20 protein-coding genes and 1 other RNA gene are annotated in these 26,347 nt (G+C 43.0%); 13 read left to right on the top strand and 8 right to left on the bottom strand.

The features are described 5' to 3' along the window. Window positions 1–20: 20 nt before the first annotated feature. From kdpA to CRENPOLYSF2_RS11860, 5 genes are all read right to left on the bottom strand, one after another. The gene (gene kdpA / locus CRENPOLYSF2_RS11840) at window positions 21–1,772 is read right to left on the bottom strand and encodes a potassium-transporting ATPase subunit KdpA (protein WP_087144145.1); all 1,752 of its coding nucleotides are present in this window, start codon (window positions 1,770–1,772) and stop codon (window positions 21–23) included. Continuing rightward, entirely contained in the window at window positions 1,772–1,861 is a 90-nt protein-coding gene (gene kdpF / locus CRENPOLYSF2_RS18570; protein WP_140396852.1) for a K(+)-transporting ATPase subunit F, read from the bottom strand. The genes kdpA and kdpF overlap by 1 nt, the downstream gene beginning before the upstream one ends. 307 nt (window positions 1,862–2,168) lie before the next feature. After that, window positions 2,169–5,513, bottom strand: coding sequence for an NAD-glutamate dehydrogenase domain-containing protein (locus tag CRENPOLYSF2_RS11850; protein ID WP_087144147.1), 3,345 nt, complete (start codon window positions 5,511–5,513; stop codon window positions 2,169–2,171). 36 nt (window positions 5,514–5,549) lie between these two features. Beyond that, complete coding sequence (locus tag CRENPOLYSF2_RS11855) at window positions 5,550–5,975, bottom strand: ATP-binding protein (protein ID WP_087144148.1); 426 nt, start codon at window positions 5,973–5,975, stop codon at window positions 5,550–5,552. An 8-nt stretch (window positions 5,976–5,983) separates the two neighbouring features. Next, the gene (locus tag CRENPOLYSF2_RS11860) at window positions 5,984–6,322 is read right to left on the bottom strand and encodes an STAS domain-containing protein (protein ID WP_087144149.1); all 339 of its coding nucleotides are present in this window, start codon (window positions 6,320–6,322) and stop codon (window positions 5,984–5,986) included. 780 nt (window positions 6,323–7,102) lie between these two features. Here CRENPOLYSF2_RS11860 and CRENPOLYSF2_RS11865 point away from each other — a divergent pair. The 9 genes from CRENPOLYSF2_RS11865 (at window position 7,103) to CRENPOLYSF2_RS11905 (ending at window position 19,906) form a co-directional block, all read left to right on the top strand. Then, window positions 7,103–9,523, top strand: a complete 2,421-nt coding sequence (locus tag CRENPOLYSF2_RS11865; protein WP_087144150.1) for a tetratricopeptide repeat protein — start codon at window positions 7,103–7,105, stop codon at window positions 9,521–9,523. Window positions 9,524–10,510: 987 nt separating this feature from the next. Then, on the top strand, window positions 10,511–11,233 hold the full coding sequence (locus CRENPOLYSF2_RS11870; protein ID WP_087144151.1) for a polysaccharide export protein: 723 nt from the start codon (window positions 10,511–10,513) through the stop codon (window positions 11,231–11,233). A 48-nt stretch (window positions 11,234–11,281) separates the two neighbouring features. After that, window positions 11,282–12,871, top strand: a complete 1,590-nt coding sequence (locus tag CRENPOLYSF2_RS11875) for an XrtA system polysaccharide chain length determinant (RefSeq protein WP_087144152.1) — start codon at window positions 11,282–11,284, stop codon at window positions 12,869–12,871. Window positions 12,872–12,891: 20 nt separating this feature from the next. Next, window positions 12,892–13,800, top strand: coding sequence for an XrtA-associated tyrosine autokinase (locus tag CRENPOLYSF2_RS11880; protein WP_087144153.1), 909 nt, complete (start codon window positions 12,892–12,894; stop codon window positions 13,798–13,800). A 117-nt stretch (window positions 13,801–13,917) separates the two neighbouring features. After that, the gene (locus CRENPOLYSF2_RS11885) at window positions 13,918–15,537 is read left to right on the top strand and encodes a TIGR03016 family PEP-CTERM system-associated outer membrane protein (protein WP_176371113.1); all 1,620 of its coding nucleotides are present in this window, start codon (window positions 13,918–13,920) and stop codon (window positions 15,535–15,537) included. Between the two features lie 2 nt (window positions 15,538–15,539). Next, complete coding sequence (locus tag CRENPOLYSF2_RS11890) at window positions 15,540–16,571, top strand: XrtA/PEP-CTERM system-associated ATPase (protein WP_087144155.1); 1,032 nt, start codon at window positions 15,540–15,542, stop codon at window positions 16,569–16,571. A 217-nt stretch (window positions 16,572–16,788) separates the two neighbouring features. After that, entirely contained in the window at window positions 16,789–17,622 is an 834-nt protein-coding gene (locus CRENPOLYSF2_RS11895) for an XrtA system polysaccharide deacetylase (RefSeq protein WP_245807987.1), read from the top strand. A 36-nt stretch (window positions 17,623–17,658) separates the two neighbouring features. Then, window positions 17,659–18,678, top strand: a complete 1,020-nt coding sequence (locus CRENPOLYSF2_RS11900) for a FemAB family XrtA/PEP-CTERM system-associated protein (RefSeq protein WP_087144157.1) — start codon at window positions 17,659–17,661, stop codon at window positions 18,676–18,678. Between the two features lie 40 nt (window positions 18,679–18,718). Then, window positions 18,719–19,906 carry a TIGR03087 family PEP-CTERM/XrtA system glycosyltransferase gene (locus CRENPOLYSF2_RS11905; protein ID WP_087144158.1) on the top strand — a complete coding sequence of 396 codons (1,188 nt, stop codon included), beginning with the start codon at window positions 18,719–18,721 and terminating at the stop codon, window positions 19,904–19,906. A 60-nt stretch (window positions 19,907–19,966) separates the two neighbouring features. Here CRENPOLYSF2_RS11905 and CRENPOLYSF2_RS11910 read toward each other — a convergent pair whose 3' ends face one another. Continuing rightward, window positions 19,967–20,365 (bottom strand): DUF805 domain-containing protein, encoded by a 399-nt coding sequence (locus CRENPOLYSF2_RS11910; RefSeq protein WP_217884106.1) that lies wholly within the window; start codon window positions 20,363–20,365, stop codon window positions 19,967–19,969. Window positions 20,366–20,629: 264 nt separating this feature from the next. On the opposite strand from CRENPOLYSF2_RS11910, the gene CRENPOLYSF2_RS11915 reads away from it, so the two are divergent. Continuing rightward, window positions 20,630–20,953, top strand: a complete 324-nt coding sequence (locus CRENPOLYSF2_RS11915; protein ID WP_087144159.1) for a cupin domain-containing protein — start codon at window positions 20,630–20,632, stop codon at window positions 20,951–20,953. Here CRENPOLYSF2_RS11915 and CRENPOLYSF2_RS11920 read toward each other — a convergent pair. Both CRENPOLYSF2_RS11920 and CRENPOLYSF2_RS11925 read right to left on the bottom strand, forming a co-directional pair. Continuing rightward, window positions 20,950–22,647: a type I secretion system permease/ATPase gene (locus CRENPOLYSF2_RS11920; RefSeq protein ID WP_087144160.1), complete on the bottom strand. Its 1,698-nt coding sequence runs from the start codon at window positions 22,645–22,647 to the stop codon at window positions 20,950–20,952. The two genes, CRENPOLYSF2_RS11915 and CRENPOLYSF2_RS11920, sit on opposite strands and share 4 nt — an antisense overlap. Window positions 22,648–22,895: 248 nt before the next feature. Continuing rightward, on the bottom strand, window positions 22,896–23,426 hold the full coding sequence (locus CRENPOLYSF2_RS11925) for a hypothetical protein (protein WP_087144161.1): 531 nt from the start codon (window positions 23,424–23,426) through the stop codon (window positions 22,896–22,898). Between the two features lie 590 nt (window positions 23,427–24,016). On the opposite strand from CRENPOLYSF2_RS11925, the gene CRENPOLYSF2_RS11930 reads away from it, so the two are divergent. From CRENPOLYSF2_RS11930 to dnaX, 3 genes are all read left to right on the top strand, one after another. Beyond that, window positions 24,017–24,337 carry a BON domain-containing protein gene (locus CRENPOLYSF2_RS11930; protein WP_087144201.1) on the top strand — a complete coding sequence of 107 codons (321 nt, stop codon included), beginning with the start codon at window positions 24,017–24,019 and terminating at the stop codon, window positions 24,335–24,337. A 178-nt stretch (window positions 24,338–24,515) separates the two neighbouring features. Then, window positions 24,516–24,612, top strand: an RNA gene (ffs, locus tag CRENPOLYSF2_RS11935) — signal recognition particle sRNA small type. Window positions 24,613–24,651: 39 nt separating this feature from the next. Then, on the top strand, window positions 24,652–26,337 hold the full coding sequence (dnaX, locus tag CRENPOLYSF2_RS11940; RefSeq protein ID WP_087144162.1) for a DNA polymerase III subunit gamma/tau: 1,686 nt from the start codon (window positions 24,652–24,654) through the stop codon (window positions 26,335–26,337). Window positions 26,338–26,347: the final 10 nt, after the last annotated feature.

Below are 26,347 nucleotides of genomic sequence, written 5' to 3' on the forward strand. Positions count from 1 at the left end.
TTCAGTGAGGCTTGGCAGCATTAAAGTTGGTTGAGCATTTGTAGATGTTCAACAATAGGCCCTAGCGCCAAGGCCGGTACAAACGTCAACGCACCGACCAGTAAGATCGTTGCAATTAGCAGCAGTACAAATAAAGGCGTATGGGTTGGCAACGTGCCAACGGTTGCCGGTACCGATTTTTTAGCCGCCAATGAACCAGCCATTGCCAGTACCGGCAGAATGATGCCAAAGCGCCCAAATAGCATAATGATGCCTAACACAATATTGTAGAATGGCGAATTGGCGCTTAAGCCTGCAAAGGCGCTGCCGTTATTACCGGCAGCCGACGAAAAAGCGTAGAGAATTTCACTGAAGCCATGTGCGCCGGGATTGGCCGTCGCAATTTTACCGGCATCTGACAGTACCGCCAGCGCCGTGCCCATTAGGATAAAAAAAGCCGGTATTAAAATAACGATGGCGGCCATTTTGATTTCAAAAGCCTCCATTTTTTTACCCAGATATTCCGGTGTACGACCAATCATTAGCCCTGCAACAAAGACGGCAATGATGGCAAAAATTAACATGCCGTACAGACCAGAACCGACCCCGCCAAAAATCACCTCGCCCAGTTGAATCAGGCACAACGGCACCATGCCACCGAGCGGCATAAAGGAATCGTGCATAGCATTGACGGAACCATTGGAAGCGGCTGTTGTGGTCGTTGCCCACAGCACCGAATTAACAATGCCAAAGCGGGTTTCCTTGCCTTCCATGTTGCCGCCAGATTGCGTTAGGCTGGACGTTTGATCTACCCCTAAAGCATTCAACAAGGGATTGCCTGCTTGCTCATAGTGCAGCGTAACCAGCAATGCACCCAGCAAGACCAGTGTCATCGTGGTTAAAATCGTCCAGCCTTGGCGCGGATCATTAACCATAGTCCCGAAACTATGACACAACGCTGCCGGAATCAGCAAAATGGCCAACAACTCCAGAAAATTCGACAACGGCGTTGGATTTTCAAAAGGATGTGCAGAATTGGCATTAAAAAATCCGCCACCGTTGGTGCCCAACTGCTTGATGGCGACTTGTGATGCCGCAGGACCAACGGCAATCGTTTGGCTACTGGTTTGTTGTGTTGGCGGGCTAGCTTGTACCTGCTCTACCATTGGAATAGTCAGGTAGGGCTTGAAAGTTTGCACCACGCCTTGACTTACCAATATGAATGAAAATACCAAAGCCAGCGGCAATAAGATATATAAAACACCACGGGTTAAATCCACCCAAAAATTTCCGATAGTGGTCGCATGGGTGCGTTGAAAGCCACGAATCATCGCCACTAAGACCGCCATCCCAGTTGCAGCAGAAACAAAATTCTGCACACTAAGCCCCAGCATTTGGGTGAAATAACTCATAGTGGTTTCACCGGAATAACCTTGCCAATTGGTATTGGTGACAAAACTAACCGCCGTATTAAACGCTGAATCAAACGACACATTGGCGAGTTGTTGCGGATTTAACGGTAAATAGGCTTGCGCTATTTGCACTATAAACACCGCTAAACCGCCGAAAAAATTAAACCACAACAAGGCCGCCACATACTGTTTCCAAGTCATTTCCTCAGCTGCTTTAATGCCGCTCAAACGGTATAATGCTAATTCGACAGGAGCGAACAAGCGATTTAGTAGCATCGGATTATTTTCATAAACGTTAGCCATATAAACGCCGAGCGGTTTTGCCAATAGCAACAGCGTTATCAAGTACAACGAAATTTGGGAATACGTGTTAATGAACATTAGAATTTCTCCGGAAAAAATAACGCCACTAACAAATAAATGAACAAAGCCAACGCCAATAATGCGCTTAATGCGTAAATAAAGGTCATGATTATTCCTCCTAACAATTGATACGTTGGAGAGCAATTTATCGAAATGCGTGTAAAAAAGCTGTAAAAATTGTCTTTTGGACACAACACCTTCGCCAAACGCATAAAGTAAGGTGCTGTAGACTTGAAGCTGTGCTACTTTGTGTATGAGGGTGCTCTGGGCAATAATAACGGCTTGCAGTGAGTCAAACAGACGAGCCTAAACTTTTTAGGTTAATATGCGGTCAATTTTTACCGCAATGATTAACGCCGCGTTTGATCACCGCTTATTGTGCATATTTTTAATCACCAATAACTTACAAACGTACTATTTTTTGCCTAATACGTGCGCCATAGCTCTCACCAAAACGACATAAGGCAACAGTACACGCGGCGCTGTCTGTTGAATATCAAGATAAACCTGTTGGTATGATGTAAGCCGCTGCTGTACTTCGGGCAAGGTAAAATAATCGCCACACGTCTTAAGTGAGCTGGCCAGAATTTTCTTCACTATCTGGCCAATATAGTGTTGCATATCTTCTTGCAGATCATGGACGACAAGACTCTCCCAGTTATCACGTAACGCAATAGCAGCTATTTGTTGCTGGATGTCATTCACGGCTAGTCTGTGGGTCACCTCATCCAACAAGGCCAAAATAAGTGTAAAATCCTGTTGGGTTTCTTCCGTTAATGACACCCAATAGGGGAAGTTGTGTATCGCGTCAATAACCCCCCATTTTTGCGCCAGTGCCGCCGGTAATTGCGCTAACGGGTGCTGGTGTTGCGCTTGTTCCTGTTCCGATCTGTGCTGGTTAATATAGGTTTTATAAGCATTTAAATAGGCACTGTACACATTAATCGTGCTGGCATCAGGCCGTATCTCCCTACCGTGTAATAATGCCCAGCGGCAAAAAGATATCAATCTGTGTTCCAACTGGTTTAACAATTGATATTGCTGTGCTGCTGGTATTTGGTTATCCAGTTCCGCTATCGCTTGCCGCAGTGCATCAGCCTGTAAAATCTGGTCAAACGCCAAATAGCAATCGATTGCCGTTATGATGTTGCCGTCGGTATCGAATATCAGGCCTAAAAAACCACAACCTGCCTGATTGATAATCAGGTTACTGATGACGGTGGCCTTAATTTCAGTGGCTAAGGCATGTCCAGAAAGATACGCCTTAAAGCCCGTACGCAGCTGCACTGGAAAATACGCCTGGCAATAACGCTCATAACAGTCATCCTGCAATAAATCCGCCTGATCTTGTAGTTGTTGCGCCAGATACATTTTACTGGCCGCCATTAAATCAGCCAACTCAGGGCGAGAAATGACTTGTCCAGGCCTGGTCAGGATATCCTTATTAGAAGCAAAGCACTGCACCGCCCTATCCAGAACCCCTGCCGCTTCCAGGTGTTCTGCCAGTTGCAAAAACAGCGCCGGATTTTCTGCACAGCGCAGCTGTTCTAAAGACAAGCACAGGCTTTGCGCTACGTTATCCGCCAATACCAACTGACAAACTGCGTCGGTCATGTCGGTAAACAACGTGTGGTAATCGGCTACCCGCTGTTTTTTTTGCAGGCTATTGAGTAATATCTTTAAATTGACTTCATGGTCAGAGGTGTCAACACCCGCCGAATTATCTACCGCATCGGTGTTGATACGGCCACCGCGTAAACTGTATTCAATGCGAGCCTGTTGAGTAAAGCCTAAATTTGCACCCTCGCCAACCACGGTTGCACCCAGTTCACTGGCATTTACCCGCACAGTGTCATTGCCGCGATCACCGACCTCTTCGTGTTTTTCGGTGCTGGCTTTTACATACGTGCCAATGCCGCCCAACCATAATAATTCCACCGGTGTAACCAGTAGGGCACGTATCAGCGCTTCACCGTCTATCGACTTGTAACGGATACCCAGCCAGCGTTTTAGCTCGTCTGAAACGGGGATATCCTTGGCTGATCTCAAATACACGCCACCCCCTTTGGAGATCAGGCTACGGTCATAATCATCCCAGTTGGAACCGGCCAATTCAAATAAACGCTGACGTTCCTTGAAAGCGGCATCACTTTGCGGTGGTGTAGGATCGATGAATATATGCTGCCCGCTGAACGCTGCCAGCAAGCGGATACACGGTGATAGCAACATGCCATTACCAAACACATCACCGTCCATGCTGCCGATGCCGATGACGGTAAAGGGGTGCCGTTGAATGTCTTTGCCCAATTCCCGAAAATGCCGTTGTATGCACACCCAAGCCCCGCGTGCGGTGATACCTAAAGCTTTATGGTCGTAGCCATAGCTGCCGCCACTGGCAAACGCATCCCCTAACCAAAAGCCGTATTCAGCGGCGATGGCATTAGCGCTGTCCGAAAATTGTGCCGTACCCTTGTCTGCCGCCACCACCAGATACGGGTCTGGGTCATCGTAAATCACCAAGTCTTTGGGGTTAATATGGTTGTTATCGATAAAGTTGTCGGTTAAATCCAACATACCGCGTATCAATCGACTATAAGCTTTTTTACCGGCGGCTTTAAAATCTTGCCGGGAAGTATTGTCTTTCACCACAAAACCACCCTTGGCACCGGTTGGGATAATCAGGGCGTTTTTATTGATTTGGGTTTGCATCAAATCCAGTATTTCCGTTCTGAAATCATCCAGGCGATCCGACCAGCGAATGCCGCCGCGTGCTATTTTGCCACCGCGCAAATGAATACCTTCCATGTCGATGGCGTGGACATAAATTTCACAATACGGCTTGGGGGTTGGCATGTCGATAACGCCCAGGCTATTGATCTTGAAGGCGATAAAATAATCATCCGCCGTACAGCGCTGGTGGAAATTACATCGAACCGTTGCATCAATCAGGTTAAACAGCGTGCGTAAAATCCGGTCGTCATTAATGTCGGCTACCGATGCTAAATTGTCGAGTATGCGTAATCGCAGTGGAAACAAAACCTGCTCTTCCCTGAAAACCGGATCTTGCCAATCAGGATCGGGTTTAAAGCGCGCATCAAAATACTGGTAAAGGGCTAACGCCACGTCGGGGTTATTTAGCAAAGCATGATGCACACTTGCCCGCGTGGTGCGGTAGCCCAGTTGCAGATAATAGTTCCGGTAAGCCCGCAACAAATCGCAGGCTTGCCAATTCAACCCTGCCAGAACACATAATTTGTTGAGCGCATCGTTTTCAACCTGGCCTTGCATCACCCGCTCAATAGCCGTCAGCAAGTGGTTTTTTATCAGGTTTAAAGGATGAGACGGCAGGTGGGCGGACTTAATGGTAAAGCTTTTAAGGCTGACGCTAACGCCATCAACATTAAAACTAAATTGCACCTGATCCATCACCCGTAAACCCATATTTTCCAGCACAGGGATAAATTCATCCAGGTAACGGGCTTGCTGGCTATAAAAATGCAGGCGATAATGCGGGTAGTGCGGGTAGGGTTTAAGCAGGCTGATAGCTTGCTGTTTCGTGCTAATTAAACGCTCAAGCTGCAAAATATCATTCAGGGCATAGCGGGGTGAAATCAGGCTTTGATAGTCTGCTGATAATAAGGGCTGGTATTTTTGCCATAAGAGCCGAGCCGTTTGTACACCCAATACTCGTATAGCAAAGGCCTGAAGCTTGTCATGCCAAGCGGTGGGGAAGTTATGTTCTGGCTCATCTGGGTTCATGATTATAGGTCGCCGATGTGAGGGTTAAAAACGTGGCTACTTCAAGTATTTGATAATCTCCAGGACATTGTAATCGGCTTGCCTGGTATACGTGACTGAATCCATCAGGCTGCGGATAAAAAACAGCCCCATGCCGCTTTCCTGGGGATGCTCAAAATCCGGTATCGGCACAGTGTCCAGGTCAAAGCCCTGGCCATAATCATACACTTTAATATGTAATGCGTTACTATGCAGGTGTATTGATATTCTGACCGTGTGTTGCAGGTCATCATCGCTAGCATGTTTGATGGCATTGGCAGTCGCTTCGGTCAATACCAGATTCAGCTGGTAGGCTAAGGCTTCTCGGTCACCGGTAAAGCCATCTACTTTTTTAGCGATGCGTTCGCCAATGCAGCCGATTAAATCCAGGTATTTGGTTTCAGTGGGAATAACAACGTCTACTTGCAAGAGCGGTATACACATGGCGGTCTCTAGGTTTCGTTGTTGAGGATGTCATTGATATCGGCATAGATTTCAAACACCCGATTTAACCGGGTTAATTCGAACATCGACAATACCTGTGGCTGAATATTGACTAATACAAAACGACCCGATTTGGCAACAATGTGCTTGTTGCCAGCCAATAACGCACCTAAACCGGAGCTGTCAATAAAGCGGACTTGTTGCAATTGCACGATGATCTGAGTGTCGCCACGCGCTATCATTTGCAAGAGCGTGTCTTTTAATTCGCCTGAGTTATGGGCATCAATTCTTTCATCCTGTACGGTCAAAATATTAAAGTTGTTTATGTTTTCACAAGTTGCACGCATGGGTTGCCTTTATCGGTGTCTTAGACGTAGTCAGGGTGTGATTAAAAGTACGGAGAATTTATAAAATATCATATGTTGGTAATATTCCTCAATCTACCCCTATCATTTAGAATTATAGTTATGGAATACCCAACATTCGGTGCATTACGCTTACGCTATGCGCCCTATGAATTCCCGTACTTTTAATCGCATCCCGTCGTCAATAAAATAATGCAGGGCAATAAAGTCAACGAGTTGAGATGTTTTTTAACTTTTAATGTTTGATGCTTTATGCGTCAATACGTTAAAACTGACAATTTATACAAACAACCTACCTGTGTTGTGTTGCAGGCACTACCCATTTTTACACGTTGATTAATATAAAAAAGCGTGCGCGCCATTTTACATAGCACTCGGTTATTTTTGTAATAAGTGTAAAAAAATTAAAAAATTTGATCGTTATAATGGATAAGTTGACTATACTCAATAATATATTAAAGAACACAGATGTATTAACTTTAATAATTTGTTTCCTCTTTTTGTGAATATAACTTCAGGTATCTTTTACAGCGTATCAGTAAAGCATAAAAAAGAAGATTGGCGTGTAAGTATTTCAATAAAAGCTGGTTTGATCCGTCTGGTAGCGGGCAACTATAATGACTAATTAACAAATAGTGTTGGGTTTGTTGCTACACTTCAAGCTGAAAAATTTGCTCATCCTTGTAAATTTGGTAATTAAAAAAATACCAAAAATTATAAAAGATAGCCACAATAGATTAAATTTTGCCGGATTAATTAATAATGATGCGTTTTTATCCTAACAATAGGTTATGGAAAGCAATAGGGCTGTGGGTATTGCTGTTGCCAGCGGCCTGCAATAACAATGATCCTAAAGAGCATTTGCAGCGCGGTGTTGAATATTTTAAACAAGGCGATTATGAAAAAGCTAAGCTGGAACTAAAAACATCCAACCAATCGGACAAAGATACGGCTCAAACGTATTATTATCTGGCGTTGTTAGATGAAAAAAATCATCAATATAAAGCGATGCGGGAAAATTTGGTTAAAGTAATTGAGCTAGAACCTAAAAATACCGAAGCCAGATTGAAGCTGGGTAAATTATTACTACCGTTTGGTGAGCCTGATGCGGCGTTGGTACAAGCAGAAAGTGTTTTAAAAGAAGCGGCTGAAAATTTAGAGGCGCTTGCTTTAAAAGCTTCTGTATTTATCAGGCAAAAAAAGCAAGAAGATGCCTTACGTATTATTGATAGTATATTGCAGAAAAATCCTAAATTTATTGACGCATTATCATTAAAGGCGCTGATTTATAACGAAAGAAATGAAAAAGATAAAGCATTAGCCTTGATGGAAACCGCAATGGCGGTGGAGCCTAAAAATATAGATTTACATTTTTTCAAGATCCAATTACATGCAAAAGCCAAAGATATGGCGGCTGTTATGGCGGATTATGAGGTGTTAAGTCGTTTGTATCCTGAAAACGATGACTATAAAGTGACGTTGGCTAGGCTTTATACGCAGATGGATAAAAAACAAATTGCTGAAAATCTATTGCGTGAGTTGATGGCAAAATCGCCTAATGACATAAAACCCAAACTATTACTACTGGATTTTTTGAGTGATACTGCGCTAGATAAGGTGACGGATCATTTGCATCAATTTATAAAAACGCATAACGATGAACCGCGTAAGTTGCTGGAGTTAGCTAACTGGACGATTGCACACAAACGTTTAGGGGAGTCAGAGAAAATACTCAATCAGGTTATTGAGATGGAGCAAGACAGTCCGGTGGGGTTGCTGGCAAAAACATCACTGGCAAAAATTGCCTTTGATAGGCAAGACCTGATTGAAACAGAAAAGCTCATTGGTGAAATTTTAGAGGACAATGCAAATTATAACGATGCGAAAGTATTACGTGCGCGGGTGCTGTTAGTAGAAAAACATTATGACAGCGCACTTGAATTGCTAAATAAAGTATTGTTAAGTCAACCTGAGCTGGAAGAGGCCTTAGTGCTGTCAGGGCAGGCATTTTTAGCGACAGGTGATCGGAAAAAAGCCACGCAATATTTTGACAATACGCTAAAGATAAATCCGACTAATGCGCAGGCTTTAAGGTATTTATATGATAAAGCGCTCAGTGAGAATAAAATAAAATCTGCTAAAGATATGGTGCTTACGGCGGTTAAGTATCAAGCTAATAATATTGATTTTCTTGAAAAATTAGCCAAAGTAAGTTTGTTGGATGCCGATTTGCCTGCTGCAAAAGAGGTGGTAGAAAAAATTGCTGAGTCAGCCAGTCCGTTAGCGGAAGATGTTGCTAATTTTTTACGCGCACAAATTTTTCAAGCAGAAGGTGCGTACGGTCAAGCGATAGAGCTGTACAAAGTATTGCTGGTTAAATTTCCAGGCCATAAAAACACGCTGGAGAATATGGCGCGTTGTTTTGACACGCTTAATAAACGTTCGGAGATGATTGTTGTGCTGAATGCAGTGCGTGATAAAGAGCCTAATAATGTCGCGATTAATTTAATATTGGCTGATTTATTGTTGCGTGATAAAAAAATCACCGAAGGCGTTGATATTTTAACAGCGTTGCTTAAAAACAATGCTAAAGTGCCGCAGGCGTACATAAGCTTGGCTAAATTTAAGCTGGCTCAGAATGATAAAACAGCAGCTGTTGCCGTTTATCAGGATGGCTTACAGCAAAACCCTGATGACGTGGGGCTTTCATTGGCATTGGCCAGTGTCTATCAAGCGCTGGGTGACAATGAACACGCGATTTTGATTTATGATGCGCTGTTGGCTAAAAATCCTAATCTCGATACGGTGATTAACAGTTTTGCGGTCTTGTTAATTGAGCATGAGGGTAGGGTAGAGCAGTTACAAAAAGCGTTGCAATTGTCTGAGCGTTTTAAAGATTCCGATCAGCCGTACTATAAAGATACCTATGCGTGGGCGTTAATTAAGCAGGGTAAAACACAGGAAGGTATTACGCTGTTACAAGACATCATTACAAGTGCGCCTGATATTCCTGTATTTCGTTACCATTTAGGTGTTGCTTATGCTAACAGTGATAACAATGGCAGCGCTATGGCCGAGTTGCAGCAAGCACTGGATTTAGCCAATAAAAAAACTGACTTCCCTGAGTTACAAGCAGCAAAAACCTTATTGACACAGATTATTGCCAAAACAAGAGGTCATTGATTTTTAGATAGGGCTATACAGTTACAGCGTTTTCACAGTTCAATAGTTACAGCGTAACCGTTCGCACTGAGCTTGTCGAAGTGTGCCGTTCATGCTTCGACAAGCTCAGCACGAACGGTGGCTGTAACTGTCCTACGTTGAAAACGCTGTAAGGCCGGATAAAAAAATAACAACAACATTCAAGTAGGTTGGGCAGCCTGCTGTTTGGCAAGCCAACATTTACAATACTTGGGAATGTTGGGTTGATAAAAGCGTTCAACCCAACCTACATTTTGTCTCTTGTTAAGCTGGTAGTCGACTTTTAGACAGGGCTATACAGTTAATATCGGATAAAAAATACTGCTGAAGTAGTAGGTTACCTGCTGTTTGGCAATTCAATATGTGCATCGATTTGATTGTGTTGGATTGAGCAAAGCGTTCAACTTAATCTACATTTTGCCCCATCTTCTTGGTAGCCATAGCCAAAAAGCAGTCGAACCATAACCGCACACCGTGCATCTTTCGACCGTTCAGGATGAATGGTGTGCCTTGTTGCGCGTAGCGCCTTAGATATAAAGTTGGTAGCGAGTACTCAGTCAATATTATTCTGTCGGATGCTATAAAGACCTACGAGGTTTTAAAAATCCCGTAGGTCTCACACCGGTCAAAAATATACCCGGCATATCAAAATTGACTAAATACAGCGTTTTCAACTTAGGACAGTTACAGCCACCGTTCGTGCTGAGCTTGTCGAAGCACGAACGGCACACTTCGACAAGCTCAGTGCGAACGGTTACGCTGTAACTATTGAACTGTGAAAACGCTGTACTAGGTAATGCAATACGTAACGTTAACACGGTGCAGAATATAAATTAAACAGCTTAAAATCCGGTTTTTGTTCGTTCTGAGCTTGTTAAGACATGGGTTTGCTTAAATTATTTCGTGCGCGTTCTGTGTTTATTGTGTGGCCAAGTAAAATAGCATATTCAAATAATTGAGGTATTTTTGGTGAGTTTTTTTAAAAAAATAAAATGGCTATTACTTTTTTTAGCAACCTTGTCGCTTGGCGGATGCGGCGGCTATCCGCTGTTAAGCGAGGAAGAAGATGCTGTTATTCCCAGCGATTACACTTATATTATTGGCCCTGGTGATAATGTTAATATTTTCGTTTGGGGTAATCCTGATATTTCCACCACAGCAATAGTAAGACCGGATGGCAAAATTACTATCCCGCTGGCAGAAGATTTATTGGCGAGCGGTAAAACACCGTCTCAGCTGGCGCGGGTCATGGAAAAACAACTGTCTAAATATGTACGTGATCCTCAAGTGGTTATTATGGTCAGTGGTTTTGAAGGGGTTTATTCTCAGCAAGTGAGAATTATTGGTCAATTAAGTGGCGGCAGTGGCGCATCAGGAAATGGCGGATCAGGCGCTCTTGGTATCGGTGCTAGCAATGGTTTTTCTGGCGGAGGTTTTGGCGGTGGTGGTAGTGGCTTTTCTGCACGCACATTTCCTTATAAAAAGGATATGACTTTATTGGATTTAATGATACAAGTCGGTGGGTTAGGGCAATACGCCGATGGTAATAAAGCAAATATTATTCGTAATATTGACGGTGAGCCACAGCATTTTGGTATCAGGATAGATGATTTGATTGATAACGCTGATTTATCTGCCAATGTAAAAATCTTACCCGGCGACATTATTATTATTCCGGAAGCATTTTTTTAACAGCTAAGTCAGACATTAATAAGGTGTTAAGCAGGGCAGTAAAATAATATGCAAGAGCAGATTTCTGAGATTATCTATTACGTAAAAGGCACGTTACGCTATAAATGGCATGGTATTGTTATTGCTTGGGTGGTGTGTTTAATTGGTTGGGTATTTGTATTGGCAATGCCTAATAAATACACTTCTGAGGCCAAAGTGCATGTTGAAACACGGACTATGTTACAGCCTTTGTTGCAAGGAATGACTATTCAGTCAGATATACGTGGTTTGTTGCGGGTAATGCAATCTTTAATGTTTACGCAATCTAATCTTGATGAAATTATTAAACTGTCAGATTTGGGGAAAACTGTTCAGAATGAAACAGAACGACAAGCGATGATGACACGCTTGAAAAAAGACATTCAAATTAATGGCGGTGCCGATGAGATTTTTATTATTAAATACGAAGCCCGTGAAGCCGAGATGGCTAGAAATGTGGTGCAAGCGGTATTAACGGTTTTTTCTGAGCAAACCCATAAATCTACTTTGGTAGGCGCTGATTCGGCGAAAAAATTTATTGATGTGCAAATAAGTGATTATGAAACACGCTTAAGAAATGCCGAAAAAGCCAGAGAAAATTTTAAACGTACTAATTTTGGGCTATTGCCTGGCGAAGGTAATGATCAAATTGCTCAAGTGCAAACCACGGCGGGTATGTTAGCCGATGCCAAAATGAAACTGAATGAAACTTTATCGCGTAAAGAAGTGTTGCTTGCTCAGTTGAAGGAAATTAAAGAATCTGATGAAGAATGGGGTGTCACTGATTTACAACAGCAAGAGCAAAATTTATCGGAAGAAGATACCACTATTCAGGTATTAAAAATTCGTAAAAAAGAATTGTTAGTACGCTATACCGAAAGGCATCCAGAAATTGTATCCATTAATAAAGCTATCGCGGAAATGAAGCAACGTAAAAAAGACACGGTGCAGGTTGAGCAGAAAGCAGATGATGCGTTAATTAAGCCCAGTGTGATGGCAAATCCGTATATACAAACAATCAAGGTAGCGTTGAACGAAGCAGAGGCCGATGTAGCTTCGGCGCAATCTCGCGTTACTGAGTTGCAACAACGTGCTGATAAAATAGGCACGGAGTTGAATTCTCGGTTGACTGTGGAAACCGAGTTGAAAAACTTGAATCGTGATTATGATGCTATTAAAAGCACTTATGACAAGTTACTTGAAAGCAGGGAGCAAGCCAAGATGTCTGAAAAAGTTGATAATCAGGCTGAGGCGTTGAAATTTAGAATTGCCGATGCACCCAATAAACCGCTGGCTGCGTCTTCGCCAAACCGACCGTTATTATTTTCAATTGTTTTGGTAGGTGGCGGTTTGTGTGGCTTTGGTTTAGCGTTGGCTTTGTATTTTATCAGACCTACGGTTATGTCTACCTTGCAGTTACGGCAGCTAACAGGACTGCCTGTGCTAGGTAGCGTGTCTTTAAAAGTGACTGAGGATAAAGTGCAAAAGAATAAAAAAGATCGCTTGCGTTACAGTTTTGCTGGTGTAGGGTTACTGGTTATTTATGTTGGTTTTATGGCGCTTGAGTTGATGGGTGTTAGGTTTTTCAGCCTTTCTAAATTATTACAAAGCATTACTTGATATTTCTGTAGAGGCATACGATGAGTATTATTGAAAAAGCATTAAATAAAGCCAAAACTCAAGAGCAAGAAACTAATAGCGCTACTAATTTTTCTAATACTGCATTTAAAAATACAGATCGAGTGCGTTCAATCAGTCCCGCGATACCGCTATTTTCGGGTAATGACTATGAAAAAACCCGACATGATTTTGAGCCTGCTGAAACCGTAGAAATTGATTGGCAGCGTTTGGCGAGTATGGGTTTTGTGACACCGGATGATGTTAATACACAAACCATAGAGGAGTACCGTAATATTAAAAGACCGCTGGTCAGTAACGCCTTTGGCAAAGGCAGTTTAGGTATAGAGCGGTCTAATTTGATTTTAGTGACCAGCAGCGTGCCAGGAGAAGGGAAAACATTTACCGCCATTAATCTGGCATTGAGTATCGCTAATGAGCGAGATAAAAATGTTTTATTGATTGATGCTGATGTCGCGAGGCCGTCAGTTTCAAAAACGTTAGGTATTAAATCGTCGCCGGGCTTGATTGAATATTTAGAATCGACAGATATTGATTTTGTTGATGTTATTTTGGCAACCAATATGCCTGGGCTGAGTGTGGTGCCGGCCGGTAAGAAGCATAAATATTCCACCGAATTACTGTCTAGCAATAAAATGGGTGTGTTGGCTCAGGAGTTAAGCACTCGATATCCCAACAGAATAGTGATTTTTGACTCACCGCCTTTGCTGGCCGCCACGCAAGGTGAAATATTAGCAAAATTGGTAGGGCAGGTGGTTTTAGTTATTGAAGCGGAATCTACCTTGCAAAGTATGGTGATGGAAGCGGTTGCTAAGTTAGCGCCGTGTGACGTTGTGTTGACGGTTTTTAATAAATCTCAAAACACCGGAATGGACGGCAGTTATTACGGTTATGGACAGTATGCGCATTAATACCATGCGTCTGTTGTTTGCGTCCGCATGATAGGCGCATTTTAATTTATGGGGTATCAGTGAGTAATGTACGTACAGTGTTTTGATTTCAGCTGGCGCAAACGAGGCGAATTCAGTTTGTCAAATACACCCGTACGATTTGTTAATTCATGGCGTAATCAGACAATTCGCGATAACCTTCAGCGCCAATGGATTAAGTCTGGTGTGTTTAGACTGTTGTATTGGGGCGGCATTCAGGTATTAGTGTTTTTGTACAGCGATCAAAGTTGGGCGAAAAATTGGCATGTAGTGCCCAGTCTTCAATGGCAAGAAATTTACTCCGATAATATTAATCTGGCGGCATCGGGTAAAGCTAAAAATGGATTTGTTACCCAGTTAAGTCCGGCGGCTAATATTATTTGGCAGGTAGGTAAATCTAGCCTTAACCTCAGATATAACATGCAAAATTTGTACAATGCCCACGGTGATGGTGATTATAGTTTAGCGCATCAATTACAGTTTTCTGCGCATAATGTACTGCTGAAAAATCGTTTTTTTGTGGATTCCAGAGCATCAATAGGTCAGCAAAATATCAGTAATACCCGTTTGATAGCAGACAATATATCCGGTAATAAAGATGATACGACAACTATGCGTTCTTTTGGTGTGTCACCGACGTGGCTAGTGCATTTGGGTAATTATGTTAATGGCAGTGTACGGGTTAATGCCGATACCTTTTCTTCGGGCGCGACAACGCTGTCCAATTCTGAAACTGTGGCTGAAATGATTCAGCTTAACAGCGGCAGTCAATTTAAACGTTTACAGTGGTCGGCAGGTTTTAATAATTCTAAGGCCTATCGTACAGACGGTGAAGATGTTGCTTTTCAAAGCTCCAGCGTGAGTGTGAGAACGCATATCCATAAAAAATTCAGTCTCTTTGCAACAGTGGGACACAGTGCTAATGCTTTTAATGCCGCAGCTAACGTGGGTAGGCATAATAATGGTTTTTTTTATACACTAGGCGGTCGCTGGAGTCCGAGTCGTTATTATTGGTTAGAGGCAGGCGCTGGTAATAATAGTTATGCTACGGTTAATATTATGCCGATGAAACGTTTGAGCTGGTTGACGACAGTAAAATGCAATGCGATAGGCTTAAACACCGGCACAACCTGGCAAACGGCTTTAAATTATCGGACACGTAATGCGAGTTGGACGTTAACACATGACAATGATACAACGACAGTTCAGGATATTTTTACCACGCAGAACGCTGCGCTGGTTAAAGTAAATTCGCCTGCTATTCAGTTAGGAGCTATGCCAGTCAATATATCAATTAGTAGTCCATCGGCAATTGATGGGGTTGTTGAAAGAGCAAGCTGGAATCTTTCCGCAGTATTTTTTACTGGTAAAAGTACTGTTTCAGTTCATGGCTTTAATCAAGATCGGACTTTTCAAGCCAGTAAAAATAATGCCCCTAGCACGGAACGTGTTAGAGGTGTTAACGCCACCTGGCAGTGGCAATTTGCCAGAAAAACCAGTGCTTATCTGAGTCCAGAGTGGCAGCAGATTGATAGATACAGTGCTAAAAATACCTCATCGCATGACAATCGCTATGATTTTGCTATTGGCTTAAACCAGGCAATTACTCAGCGGGTGAGTGCGCAGTTAGAATTTAGACACGTAACGCAAACGTCAGATTTATTAAGTAATGATTATCAAGAAAACCGCGCGACAGCCAATTTATTTATGAGATTTTAATTATGTATGATGGTTTTTATAACCTCAGTAAAAAACCTTTTCAGTTAAATGCTGACAGTGATTTCTTTTTTAACAGCGTTGTACACAAACGCGCCTTAGCTTATATGCGTTATGGATTGACGCAAGGTGAGGGTTTTGTGGTGGTTACCGGAAAGCCCGGTACCGGTAAAACGATGTTAGTTAAAGAGCTGGTCAACAGTTTAAACAGCAATGATATTACTATTGGTATCATGGTGTCGTCGCAAGTAGGGGCGGATGATTTACTTAAAATTATTTCAGCAACTTTTGGTTTGCCTTACGATGGCGAAGATAAAGCGACTTTATTGACACGTATTGAACGGTTTTTTATTCAGCAGGCGGTTGATGGCAAAAGGGTGCTCATGATTGTTGATGAGGCGCAAAATTTGCCGAAAGATTCGCTGGAAGAATTGCGTATGTTGTCTAACTTTGAAATGTCTGGTAAAGCTTTATTTCAGACCTTTTTGATTGGCCAGTTACAATTGGGTGAAACTTTGTTTTTACCCGAAATGGAACAGTTAAGACAACGTATTGTGGCTACTTTTCAGCTAAAACCACTGGAAGAAGAAGAAACCAAAAACTATATTTTGTTTCGTCTTGAAAAAGCCGGTTGGCAACAAACCCCCCAATTTGATGATGATGTTTTTAATGCGATTTGTACTTACACACAAGGTATTCCAAGACGTATTAATACCTTGTGTGATCGGGTTTTGTTGTTTGGCTATCTGGATGAATTATCGGTTATTAGTCTTAGTGCGGTTAATAAAGTCATTGCCGATATTGAAGAAGAGGCATCTATTGTCACTGATGAATTTCATGATGTCGTGGCGTTGTCAACATCCTCGAATATTAATTATTCGGATACACTGTCTCCGCAGATGGAAGAACGTATCGCTGTGTTAGAAAGAACCGTTGCCAATTTACGGACGATTTTGAGTAAAGAGCGCGTGCTTTTGCGTAAAGCCATTCTTATTCAGTTGGATATGGATGGCGCATATGATGATTTGAGTGAGTAATATTGTGTCAGATCGGCTAGGTTTTAACATAAACAGATCTGATTTTACGGGATTTACGTGCTTAGGAACGTGCATGAAATAACTTGAACAATTTAAACGCCACCACCGTTCGTGCTGAGCCTGTCGAAGCATGAACTTGCTCAAGTTATTTCGTGCGCGTTCCTTAAGCTAAATAAAAATACTGCAAAACACCTCGTAACGCTGGAGTAAAACCGCAGTGCATAAAATAAATGCCATGACAGTTGATGTTGAAGATTATTTTCAGGTGGCGGCGCTTGAGCCGTATATTGAAAAAGCATACTGGGATAGCTTGCCGCATCGGGTGGAGCGCAATACCCATAGAATTTTGGATTTGTTTGCCAGCCGGCAGATAAAAGCCACGTTTTTTACTTTAGGTTGGGTGGCTGAGCGTTACCCTGCGTTGATTAAGCGCATTGTTGTTGAAGGCCACGAATTAGCCTGTCATGGTTACGCACATCAGCGGGTGACCGAGTTAAGCCCTGCACAATTTCGTGCCGACATCAGTAAGGCGAAAAAAATTCTGCAAGACATAGGCGGCATACAGGTTAAAGGTTACCGTGCGCCGACCTATTCCATTGGCGCAAAAAACTTGTGGGCGCTGGATGTATTGTTAGAGGAAGGTTTTAAATACAGCTCCAGTATTTATCCTGTCAAACATGATTTATATGGGATGCCAGAAGCGCCGCGCTTTATGTTTGAACCGATAGCCAATCACGATTTTAAGGAAATTCCTATTACTACCTTAAAGCTAGGCCATAAAAACTGGCCGTGCGGTGGCGGTGGTTTTTTTAGGTTCTACCCATACGCCTTGTCAAAATGGGCGTTTCAACAAGTGAATGACAAAGATCAGCAAGCGGGGGTTTTTTATTTTCATCCGTGGGAGATTGATCCAAAGCAGCCTAAACAACAAGGCTTAAGTCTTAAAGCCAAAACCCGACATTATCTTAACTTGCATAAAATGGAAGCACGGATTAGCCGTTTGCTGACCGATTTTCAGTGGGATACGATGGAAAAAGTTTTTTTAAAATAAGTTTTAAAACGAAGGCACTGACAGGGATTGCTAACTATGATTAAAACATTGGATGTCTCCCAGTACGCGCGTTGGGATGCGTTTGTTGATAACACCAAAGAGGCTAGTTTTTTTCACCTGGCCGGCTGGCAACAAGTGATTGAACGTGCTTTTGGCCACAAAACCTATTTTCTATATACCGAACACGACGGTGAAATTACTGGGATTTTGCCGTTAGTGCATGTAAATAGTCGGTTGTTTGGTAATCAGTTAGTATCAACGTCGTTTTGTGTGTATGGCGGGATTGTTGCTACCAATGAACAGGCTTATGCGGCTTTGGATCAACACGCTTGTCGCTTGGCGGAACGGTTGGGGGTAGATTATTTGGAAATGCGTAATCAAGTGCAAAAAAACCCAGAGCGCCCACACAAAGATCTGTATGTTACTTTTAAAAAAACGTTGGATGCCGATAATGAGAAAAATAGGTTGGCAATTCCTAGAAAGCAACGGGCGATGGTGCGAAAAGCCATTGATGCTGGGCTTAACAGTACGCTGGATGTGACTGTTGACAGAATGTATCAGGCCTATTCAGAAAGTGTTCGCAATTTAGGCACGCCGGTATTCCCCAAAAAATATTTCCAACTTTTAAAACAGGTATTTGGCGAGCAATGCGAAGTGCTAACGGTTGAGTTAAATGGCCAGTTGGTGGCCAGTGTAATGAGTTTCTATTTTAAAGACCAAGTGTTGCCTTATTATGGTGGCGGTACGGCATTGGCGCGGGAGTTAAAAGGCAATGATTTTATGTACTGGGAAGTGATGCGCCGTGCGGTAGACAAAGGTATTAAGGTGTTTGATTTTGGTCGCAGCAAAATAGGCACTGGCTCGTACAGCTTTAAGAAAAATTGGGGATTTGTAGCGCAGCCGCTGTTTTATGAATTTTATCTGGTGAAAGCTAAAATCTTGCCGGATATTAATCCATTAAATCCTAAATATAAGGTATTTATTGCCGTCTGGAAGCGCTTGCCGTTGCCGGTTAGCCAGTTGCTGGGGCCATTTTTGTCCAAGGATTTGGGCTAATGATCTGTCATTTTGTGTGCGGTTTATCAAATATTTCCTGATGCAAGACTTACTTTTTCTCGTCCACCGTATTCCTTACCCACCCAATAAAGGCGATAAAATTCGTTCCTTTCATTTTTTAAACCACTTATCAACGCGGTATAAGGTGCATCTTGCTACGTTTATTGACGATGAAAACGACTGGCAATATACCGCTAAAGTGGATGCCTTGTGTATTAGCAGCTGCTATCAAGTACTTAAGCCATTGCATGCCAAGCTTGGCAGTGTAACGGGTTTGCTCACCGGTGATGCACTCAGTGTGCCGTATTACCGTAATCAAGTGTTGCAAGCGTGGGTTGATAACACCTTAAAAACCCAGGCAATTAAAAAAGTGTTGGTTTTTTCATCGGTCATGGGGCAGTTTATAAAGCCTGAGCACGGTGTTGATATGGTGGTTGATTTTGTTGATATTGATTCGGATAAATGGCGACAGTACGCAGAAAAAAAGCGCGGTATTGCAAAATGGATTTATCAGCGTGAAGCCAAATATTTGTTTGATTTTGAGCAAGCATTAGCGGCTAAAGCCAAAGTCAGTGCATTTGTATCAGCACAAGAGGCTGAGTTATTTAAAAAATTTGCACCTAGCGTCAGTGATAAAATTACCCATATCAATAACGGTGTGGATGTTGTGTATTTTTCGCCCGAACAAGATTTTGTATCACCTTACCCAGTTCATGCTGAGCAAGTGCTAGTGTTTACCGGTGCGATGGATTATTGGGCCAATGTTGATGCGGTAGTGTGGTTTGTTGAGCAGGTATTTTCGCTGTTGATTAAAACCCATCCACAACTAAGGTTTTATATTGTGGGTGCTAAACCCAGTAAAGCTGTGCAAGATTTAGCCAATAGCCAGGTTATTGTGACGGGTTCGGTACCGGATGTCAGGCCGTATATTGCCTATGCACACGTTGTGGTTGCACCCTTACGGATAGCCAGGGGTATTCAAAATAAGGTATTGGAAGCGATGGCGATGGCCAAATATGTGCTTGCAACTTCGGCGGCTATGGAGGGGATTTCGGTTGATTCAGCGTTATCGGTTGCGATTTCTGATGATGCGGCGACGATGATTGAACAGCTCAAGGTCTTGTTAGGCGCTGATGGCGTTATTGCTGCCCCGACTAATCGTGCGTTTGTTAAAGCGCAATTCAGTTGGGAGAATAATTTGAATGCGTTGCTGGCCTTGTTGGCGTAATACAACTGTTGGGTTATGGACATCCGCCGATTAAGCGCGATGTCCATATCGAAAAGCTTATTAATTTATGCGAGGAATAGCGTTATGTCTAATGTATCCCTCCCCGTATTCATTATCTGCGGGTTGGCTGTCTTGCACGGTAAAAAATAAGATGGTAAAAAAACCAATCAAAGGTACTAAATTAAGTAATTGCCACCAGCCATTTTTACCCATGTCGTGTAAGCGCCGACAGGTTACCGCGAGGGTGGGGCAGAGCATCAGTAGCATATAGGTAGCGCTGATAAAGCCGAGACCCAGCGCTTCGTTCATTGTGCCAGTAAAAAAATCTATAATACTCAGTGGAATGAGGGTGAGTAAGTAAATCAAGATAAAATACCAGTATTCTTTTTTTCGTGCGCGACCTTCAAAAACAGCATATTTTTTTAAGGCGATCATAAACCAATCAATACTTTCTTTCATACGATTTCCCTCGCTTTACGGGTTGTTTTAATGCGTTAATTCATTCGCAGGTGGTATAGCTTAGCGTTTTTGCTACTTGACTAACGTCAAGCAGTATTAGCTTAGCGCTAATTACGGTTGGTTTCAAGGCTGATATTAAGTGTTAGACTAAACAGGTTAATGCTATGGTTTTATAGGGTGCGTGTTGTCGAAATTTTTATGAAAATAATCAGATAATGGACAAACAAAATAAGGCAGTTTGTCTCAACTTGAGGATATGGCGTGATGAGCGTGGATAATGTATTTACTAGGCTTCCTGGTGCGTTACCGGAAGAGCTTTTTCAAACACTGTTGCGCCGCGATACTGTCCACATTGAACGTATTGTGTCGCGCGGCCATAGTACACCCATTGGGCAATGGTACGATCAAGCCTGGGACGAATGGGTGCTGTTATTGCAAGGCTGCGCCGTGTTACGTTATGCGAACAGTGATACCGTCATTACGTTGAATGCTGGCGATTATCTGTTTATTCCTGCGCATACCAAACACCGTGTCGACTTTACGCAGCCAGATCTTGACAGTGTTTGGTTGGCGGTGCATTTGTATTAACCCGGTGTGGTAGTTGCTAGTGGACGTTGCTGTAATTTTGCCAGCACTTCATCGCGCGGGCCATCCATTGCCAATAAACCATCGTTTAATATCATAATGCGATCGGTAAAACCTAACACGCCCATACGATGCGTAATAACAATGACCGTGCAGCCACGTTGTTTTAAGCCTGCCAGTGCTTGACTGAGTGCGATTTCTCCTTGCTCGTCCAGATTGGAGTTAGGTTCGTCTAATACGACCAGCACAGGGCTACCGTACAGTGCCCGCGCTAGACCGATACGTTGTCTTTGGCCAGCCGATAACGCGCCACCGGTGCTACCAATTTCGGTATCGTAACCTTGTGCTAAATGCAAAATCATATCGTGTACACCGGTGGCTTTGGCAGCAGCAACAATTTTTTCGGAATCCAGTTCGCCAAAGCGGGCAATATTATCGGCAATCGTGCCGTCAAATAACTCGATATCTTGAGGTAAATACCCTACATGGGGGCCGATTAACGCACGATCCCAGTTAGAAATTTCAGCGCCATCGAAGCGTATAGCGCCGTTAGCTGTTGGCCAGATACCTAATAGTGCGCGTGCTAAAGTGGATTTCCCAGAGGCGCTAGGGCCAATTAAAGCGACAAAAACCCCAGGTTCAATTGAAAAATTAACGCCTTTAATGACCGCTGTTTTAGAGCCTGGCGGCACGATAACGGCTTGTTCAGCACGTAATGCACCTTTAGGTGTAGGCAAGGGCATGCGTTCGGCTTCGGCAGGGTATTGTGCCAAAATAGTATTAAGGCGTTCGTAGGCAGTACGTGCGCTTAAAAATTGTTTCCATGTACCAATCATTAAATCGATAGGCGCTAACGCACGCCCCATTAATATAGAGCCGCCGATCATCAGGCCGGGGCTGATTTCTTTGTCGATAGCCAGCCACGCACCCAGGCCTAGAATCAAAGATTGCATGGTCACGCGATACGTTTTGGACAGTGCAGAGATTAACCCCGCTTTTTCGCTGGCGGTAGCTTGTAGAATAATCAACTGTTGTTGCTTTTCTTTCCAGCGTGACATTAATGCGGGTAACATACCCAGCGCATGAACGATTTCAGCATTACGCAGGTTACGTGAAGTCATGTTGGAACTTTCTACCGAAACACGGTTGGCTTTTTCCAAATCATCATGGGTGGCTTTTTCATTCCAGATGGCTAATAAAATTAATAATATCGCGGAGCCAATCGCAACATAGCCAAAACTGCTGTGAAACAAAAATAATAAACCAATGTAGATAGGAATCCACGGGGCATCAAAAAAAGCAAACAAACCTTGGCCTGTTAAAAATTGCCGTAAAGCCAGTAAATCGTTTAATGGTTGTGTGCTGGATTTTCCACCGGTAGCCAGGGCTTGTCGAAACAATACCCGATACAAACGCTCGTTAAGTAATAAATCAAAGCGTGCGCTGACACGAATTAAAATTTGTGAGCGTATCCATTCTAATGCGCCAAGGGTGATAAACAATACCACCACTAACAGCGTTAGCATGATGAGAGTAGAGATGCTATTGCTGCCTAATACTCTGTCATACACTTGCATCATGTACACAGAGGGCATTAACATCAGTAGGTTGATAAATAAGCTGAATATTGCCGCTGACATAAAAGAGTGGCGGCAGTGACGAATAGCCTTAGCGAGTTCTGAGGCGGGTGAGAGCATGGGTGTTGCCTTTTAGTGATAAAAAAAGGCTAGCAATTTAAGCTGGAACAAAATGTAGTTTGGGTTGCGTGTTTTTTTCAATCCAACATGATTCAATGGTTATCAATATTGGTTTGCTAAATAGCAGACAGCCTAACCTACTTCAGTATCATTATTTTTTTGTCCCGTTTTAGTTGGTAGCCTAAAAAAACAAACCCCTGAATCGGGGCTTGTTGCTGGCGTATTTTACCTAGAAGGTCTTAAGCAAGCTAGTTTATCTGTATTGTTTCTAATGATTGCCCGATAAACTGTATAGTAGGGCTAGAAATAGTGTCACTAAAATACGGTACGTGGTCAAATTCTGCTGTATATACAAGGGCTAGTGGTGTTTGGATGTCATATTTTAATACACCGTCACCCATGTTAAGCGGCGTTAATGCAGATTGTTCAATGGCTGTTTGTGTGGGTTGAAGCAGCTCAATAAAATTTATTTTTAGTGTTTTGCCAGTTAATAACTCTTCTGCCCCAGTGCAGACTTCCGTGTTGTGAGTGTTTATGTTATAAAAATCTTCAGCAGAGATTTTATGGCCTGCAACAGAGATATCAATAGGCTTGGTGGTGTAAGTCGGTGTTAGTTCAGCGTGGGTATTTGGTAAATTTTCGATAGCATTATAAATCAGCGCATCATCAGTAGGCCACCAATGAGAGACTGGGTCATTGTGTGGCGTTAAATGATCAGGTATTGATAGCGTATTTGTATTGGTAGAGGCCAAAGCGCTGGTTTTTGTTGTTTGGATCATAAATTTCCCACTGTCTACTTTATAAAAAATTGCCAAAAAATACTGTTTGTATATACAAAAAACGGATTGCAGTTTGATACAACTAATTATTTTTAAATGGCTGAGCTTATTTGTTTAATTGAGGTTTTATGCTGAATAAGTATAGATCAGACAAAAAAAAGCACAGGAAATAGACAAATATTTTTTAAAAATCCACTGTTATTGTTATATTTTTTACAATAGATTCGTTTTTAAGCTGATATTTTAAAAATATCAGTGGGTTTTAGTTATAGCCGCGGATTTTGAGGTGAAGGGTATGCGTGGTTTTGCAATAAAATGTGCTTAGATTCGCGTACTGTGGCGCATCATCAAGACATTAGCTGATTTTTTTTGTACTAAGGTGTTATTGATTACTTCTGTGCTATGTTGCTATAGTACCCACAGATTCTGTTAAGCCAAATGCGTGCTTAGGTTGTTTGATAGCTTGAGGAATTGGGACGAGTGTCAGATCAGAATTTATAAATACATATTCTCCATAGGCTTTTTCTGCTCAGGAGGCCTGTTTTTGGAGACAATGCTACTTTTATGAGGCTTTCACGGTATGGATGGTTATGAACAAATTACAATTAATAATGAAATTTCTATTGAGTTTTGTGCTGGTTATAGCTGTGTGTCTTACAGGATGTGCCAGTGGCAAAAAACATGAGAGTACGGGTGAGTTTTTTGATGATACTGTGTTGACTACAAAGGTTAAGGCATCAATATTGGCCGATTCTAGGTTGAAAGTATTACAGATTGATGTTGAAACTTATAAGGGTGTTGTGCAACTGAGTGGTTTTGTTGATACCACAGAAGGTGCGAACAGAGCGGTAGAAATGGCGCGACGCGTACGTGGCGTTAAAATGGTTAATAATAGCCTTATTGTTAAATAAAAAATCTGTAAGAATAAATCAATGAAGCGCGAGTAACTAAGCTAGCCCTTTCTTTAATGTGAGATTTAAAGGTTTGCCAGATTCATTTTGTATTGGAAGAGACTTGGTCTTGTATTATTTGGCGTAATAAGTGATAATACAACTTCTTTAGCCTTTAGCGCTGAATTAATGGTAGCCGTATCGGTCCTCTCGCAACGATACCCTGTGAACCCCGCCAGGTCCGGAAGGGAGCAACGGTAACAGGGGATTCGTGTGCCGGGATGTGGCTGGTACGGTTGCCGCCCAAATATGTGTGACTATCTTTCGAGCCTGCAATGAACTACCAGGTTCTTGCCAGAAAATGGCGACCCCATAATTTTTCTGAAGTCGTTGGACAATCCCATGTCGTAAAAGCGTTAATGAACGCTTTACAGCATAATCGCCTCCACCATGCTTACTTATTCACCGGTACACGCGGCGTTGGTAAAACCACGCTGGCCAGAATTTTGGCTAAAGCCATCAATTGTGAAAACCTGCAAGATTTCAATCCCTGTGGTGACTGCCCCATCTGCCGTGAGGTTGATGAAGGCCGATTTTTAGATTTAATCGAAGTCGATGCCGCCTCGCGCACCAAAGTGGAAGATACCCGTGATTTGCTGGATAACGTCCAGTACGCGCCGAACCGTGGCCGTTATAAAGTCTATTTAATCGACGAAGTTCACATGCTGTCCGGTCACAGTTTTAACGCTTTGTTGAAAACCCTGGAAGAGCCGCCCGCACACGTTAAATTTCTGCTGGCCACCACTGATTCGCAAAAAATTCCGGTCACGGTGTTGTCGCGCTGTTTGCAGTTTAATCTCAAGCAATTACTACCCTCGCAGATTTTCGGTCAAATGACGTATATATTGGAGCAAGAAGGCATTGCCTCCGATACCAGCGCGTTAAAATTATTGGCGCGTGCCGCCGATGGCAGTATGCGCGATGGCTTAAGTCTGCTCGACCAAGCCATTGTTTTCGGCAATGGCAGTGTACGTGCCGATGATGTGCGTGACATGCTCGGCACGATTGCCCAGCAGCCGGTAGAAGATATTTTGACCGCATTGGCAGCCGGTGATGCTAACGCCATATTGGCTACCATCAGCAGTATTACCGATTTAAGCCCTGATTTTGGCGACGTGTTAGCGCAGATTTTGCAGGTGTTGCACCGTACTGCCTTATTGCAAGTTGTGCCTACGGCTATCGATCAGGATTTTGATGCCGAGATGCTCAATACTTTAGCCACGCAATTTACGCCTGAAGATGTGCAGTTGTATTACCAGATTGCTTTAATGGGGCAGAAAGATTTGGATTTAGCACCCGATCCGCGCAGTGGTTTTGAGATGGTTATGTTACGGATGTTAGCATTTAGGCCGGTTAAGATCGAATCGGTTGTCCGTGTGGGTGCTGCGTCTGTACCAGCAAAGCCAGCGCCTGCTGCGGTGCAACAAGCGCCAGTAAATACTATGGCACGGCCTGCGCCACCTTTAGTAAGTGTATCGCTGCCGATAACCCCCCCCAGCATTTCCGTTTATGCGCCACAGCCGGAGTTATCTACCCAGATACAAGAGCCGCCGGTTACGTTGCTGCAATCTGCCCCTGTGCAACTGAGCGATAATTGGCCGGATATGATTGCTGCCATGCGTTTGAGTGGCTTAAGCCGCGAACTGGCCAATAACTGTATACTGGAAAGTATTGATGATACGCTGTGTACTTTGCTGATTGATCCTGGCTCGGCCAGTATCCGCAGTGCGCGAACCGAAGAAAGCTTGCTGAAAGCTTTGCAGGCGTATCGGGGTAGCCAGATAAAACTGGTCATTACGGCGCAAAAAACTACGACAGACACACCGGCTATCCAAAATATTAAAGACCGTGAAAGCCGTCAACAGACGGCTGTGGATGCTATTAATACCGATGATAATATACAGGCGTTAAAAAAACACTTCGGTGCGCAGGTGATTCCTGGCACGGTAGAGCCTCGCTAACATAAGTGGA

The sequence above is a fragment of the Crenothrix polyspora genome (assembly GCF_900163755.1).
In the GTDB taxonomy this organism is placed as follows: Bacteria; Pseudomonadota; Gammaproteobacteria; order Methylococcales; family Methylomonadaceae; genus Crenothrix; species Crenothrix polyspora.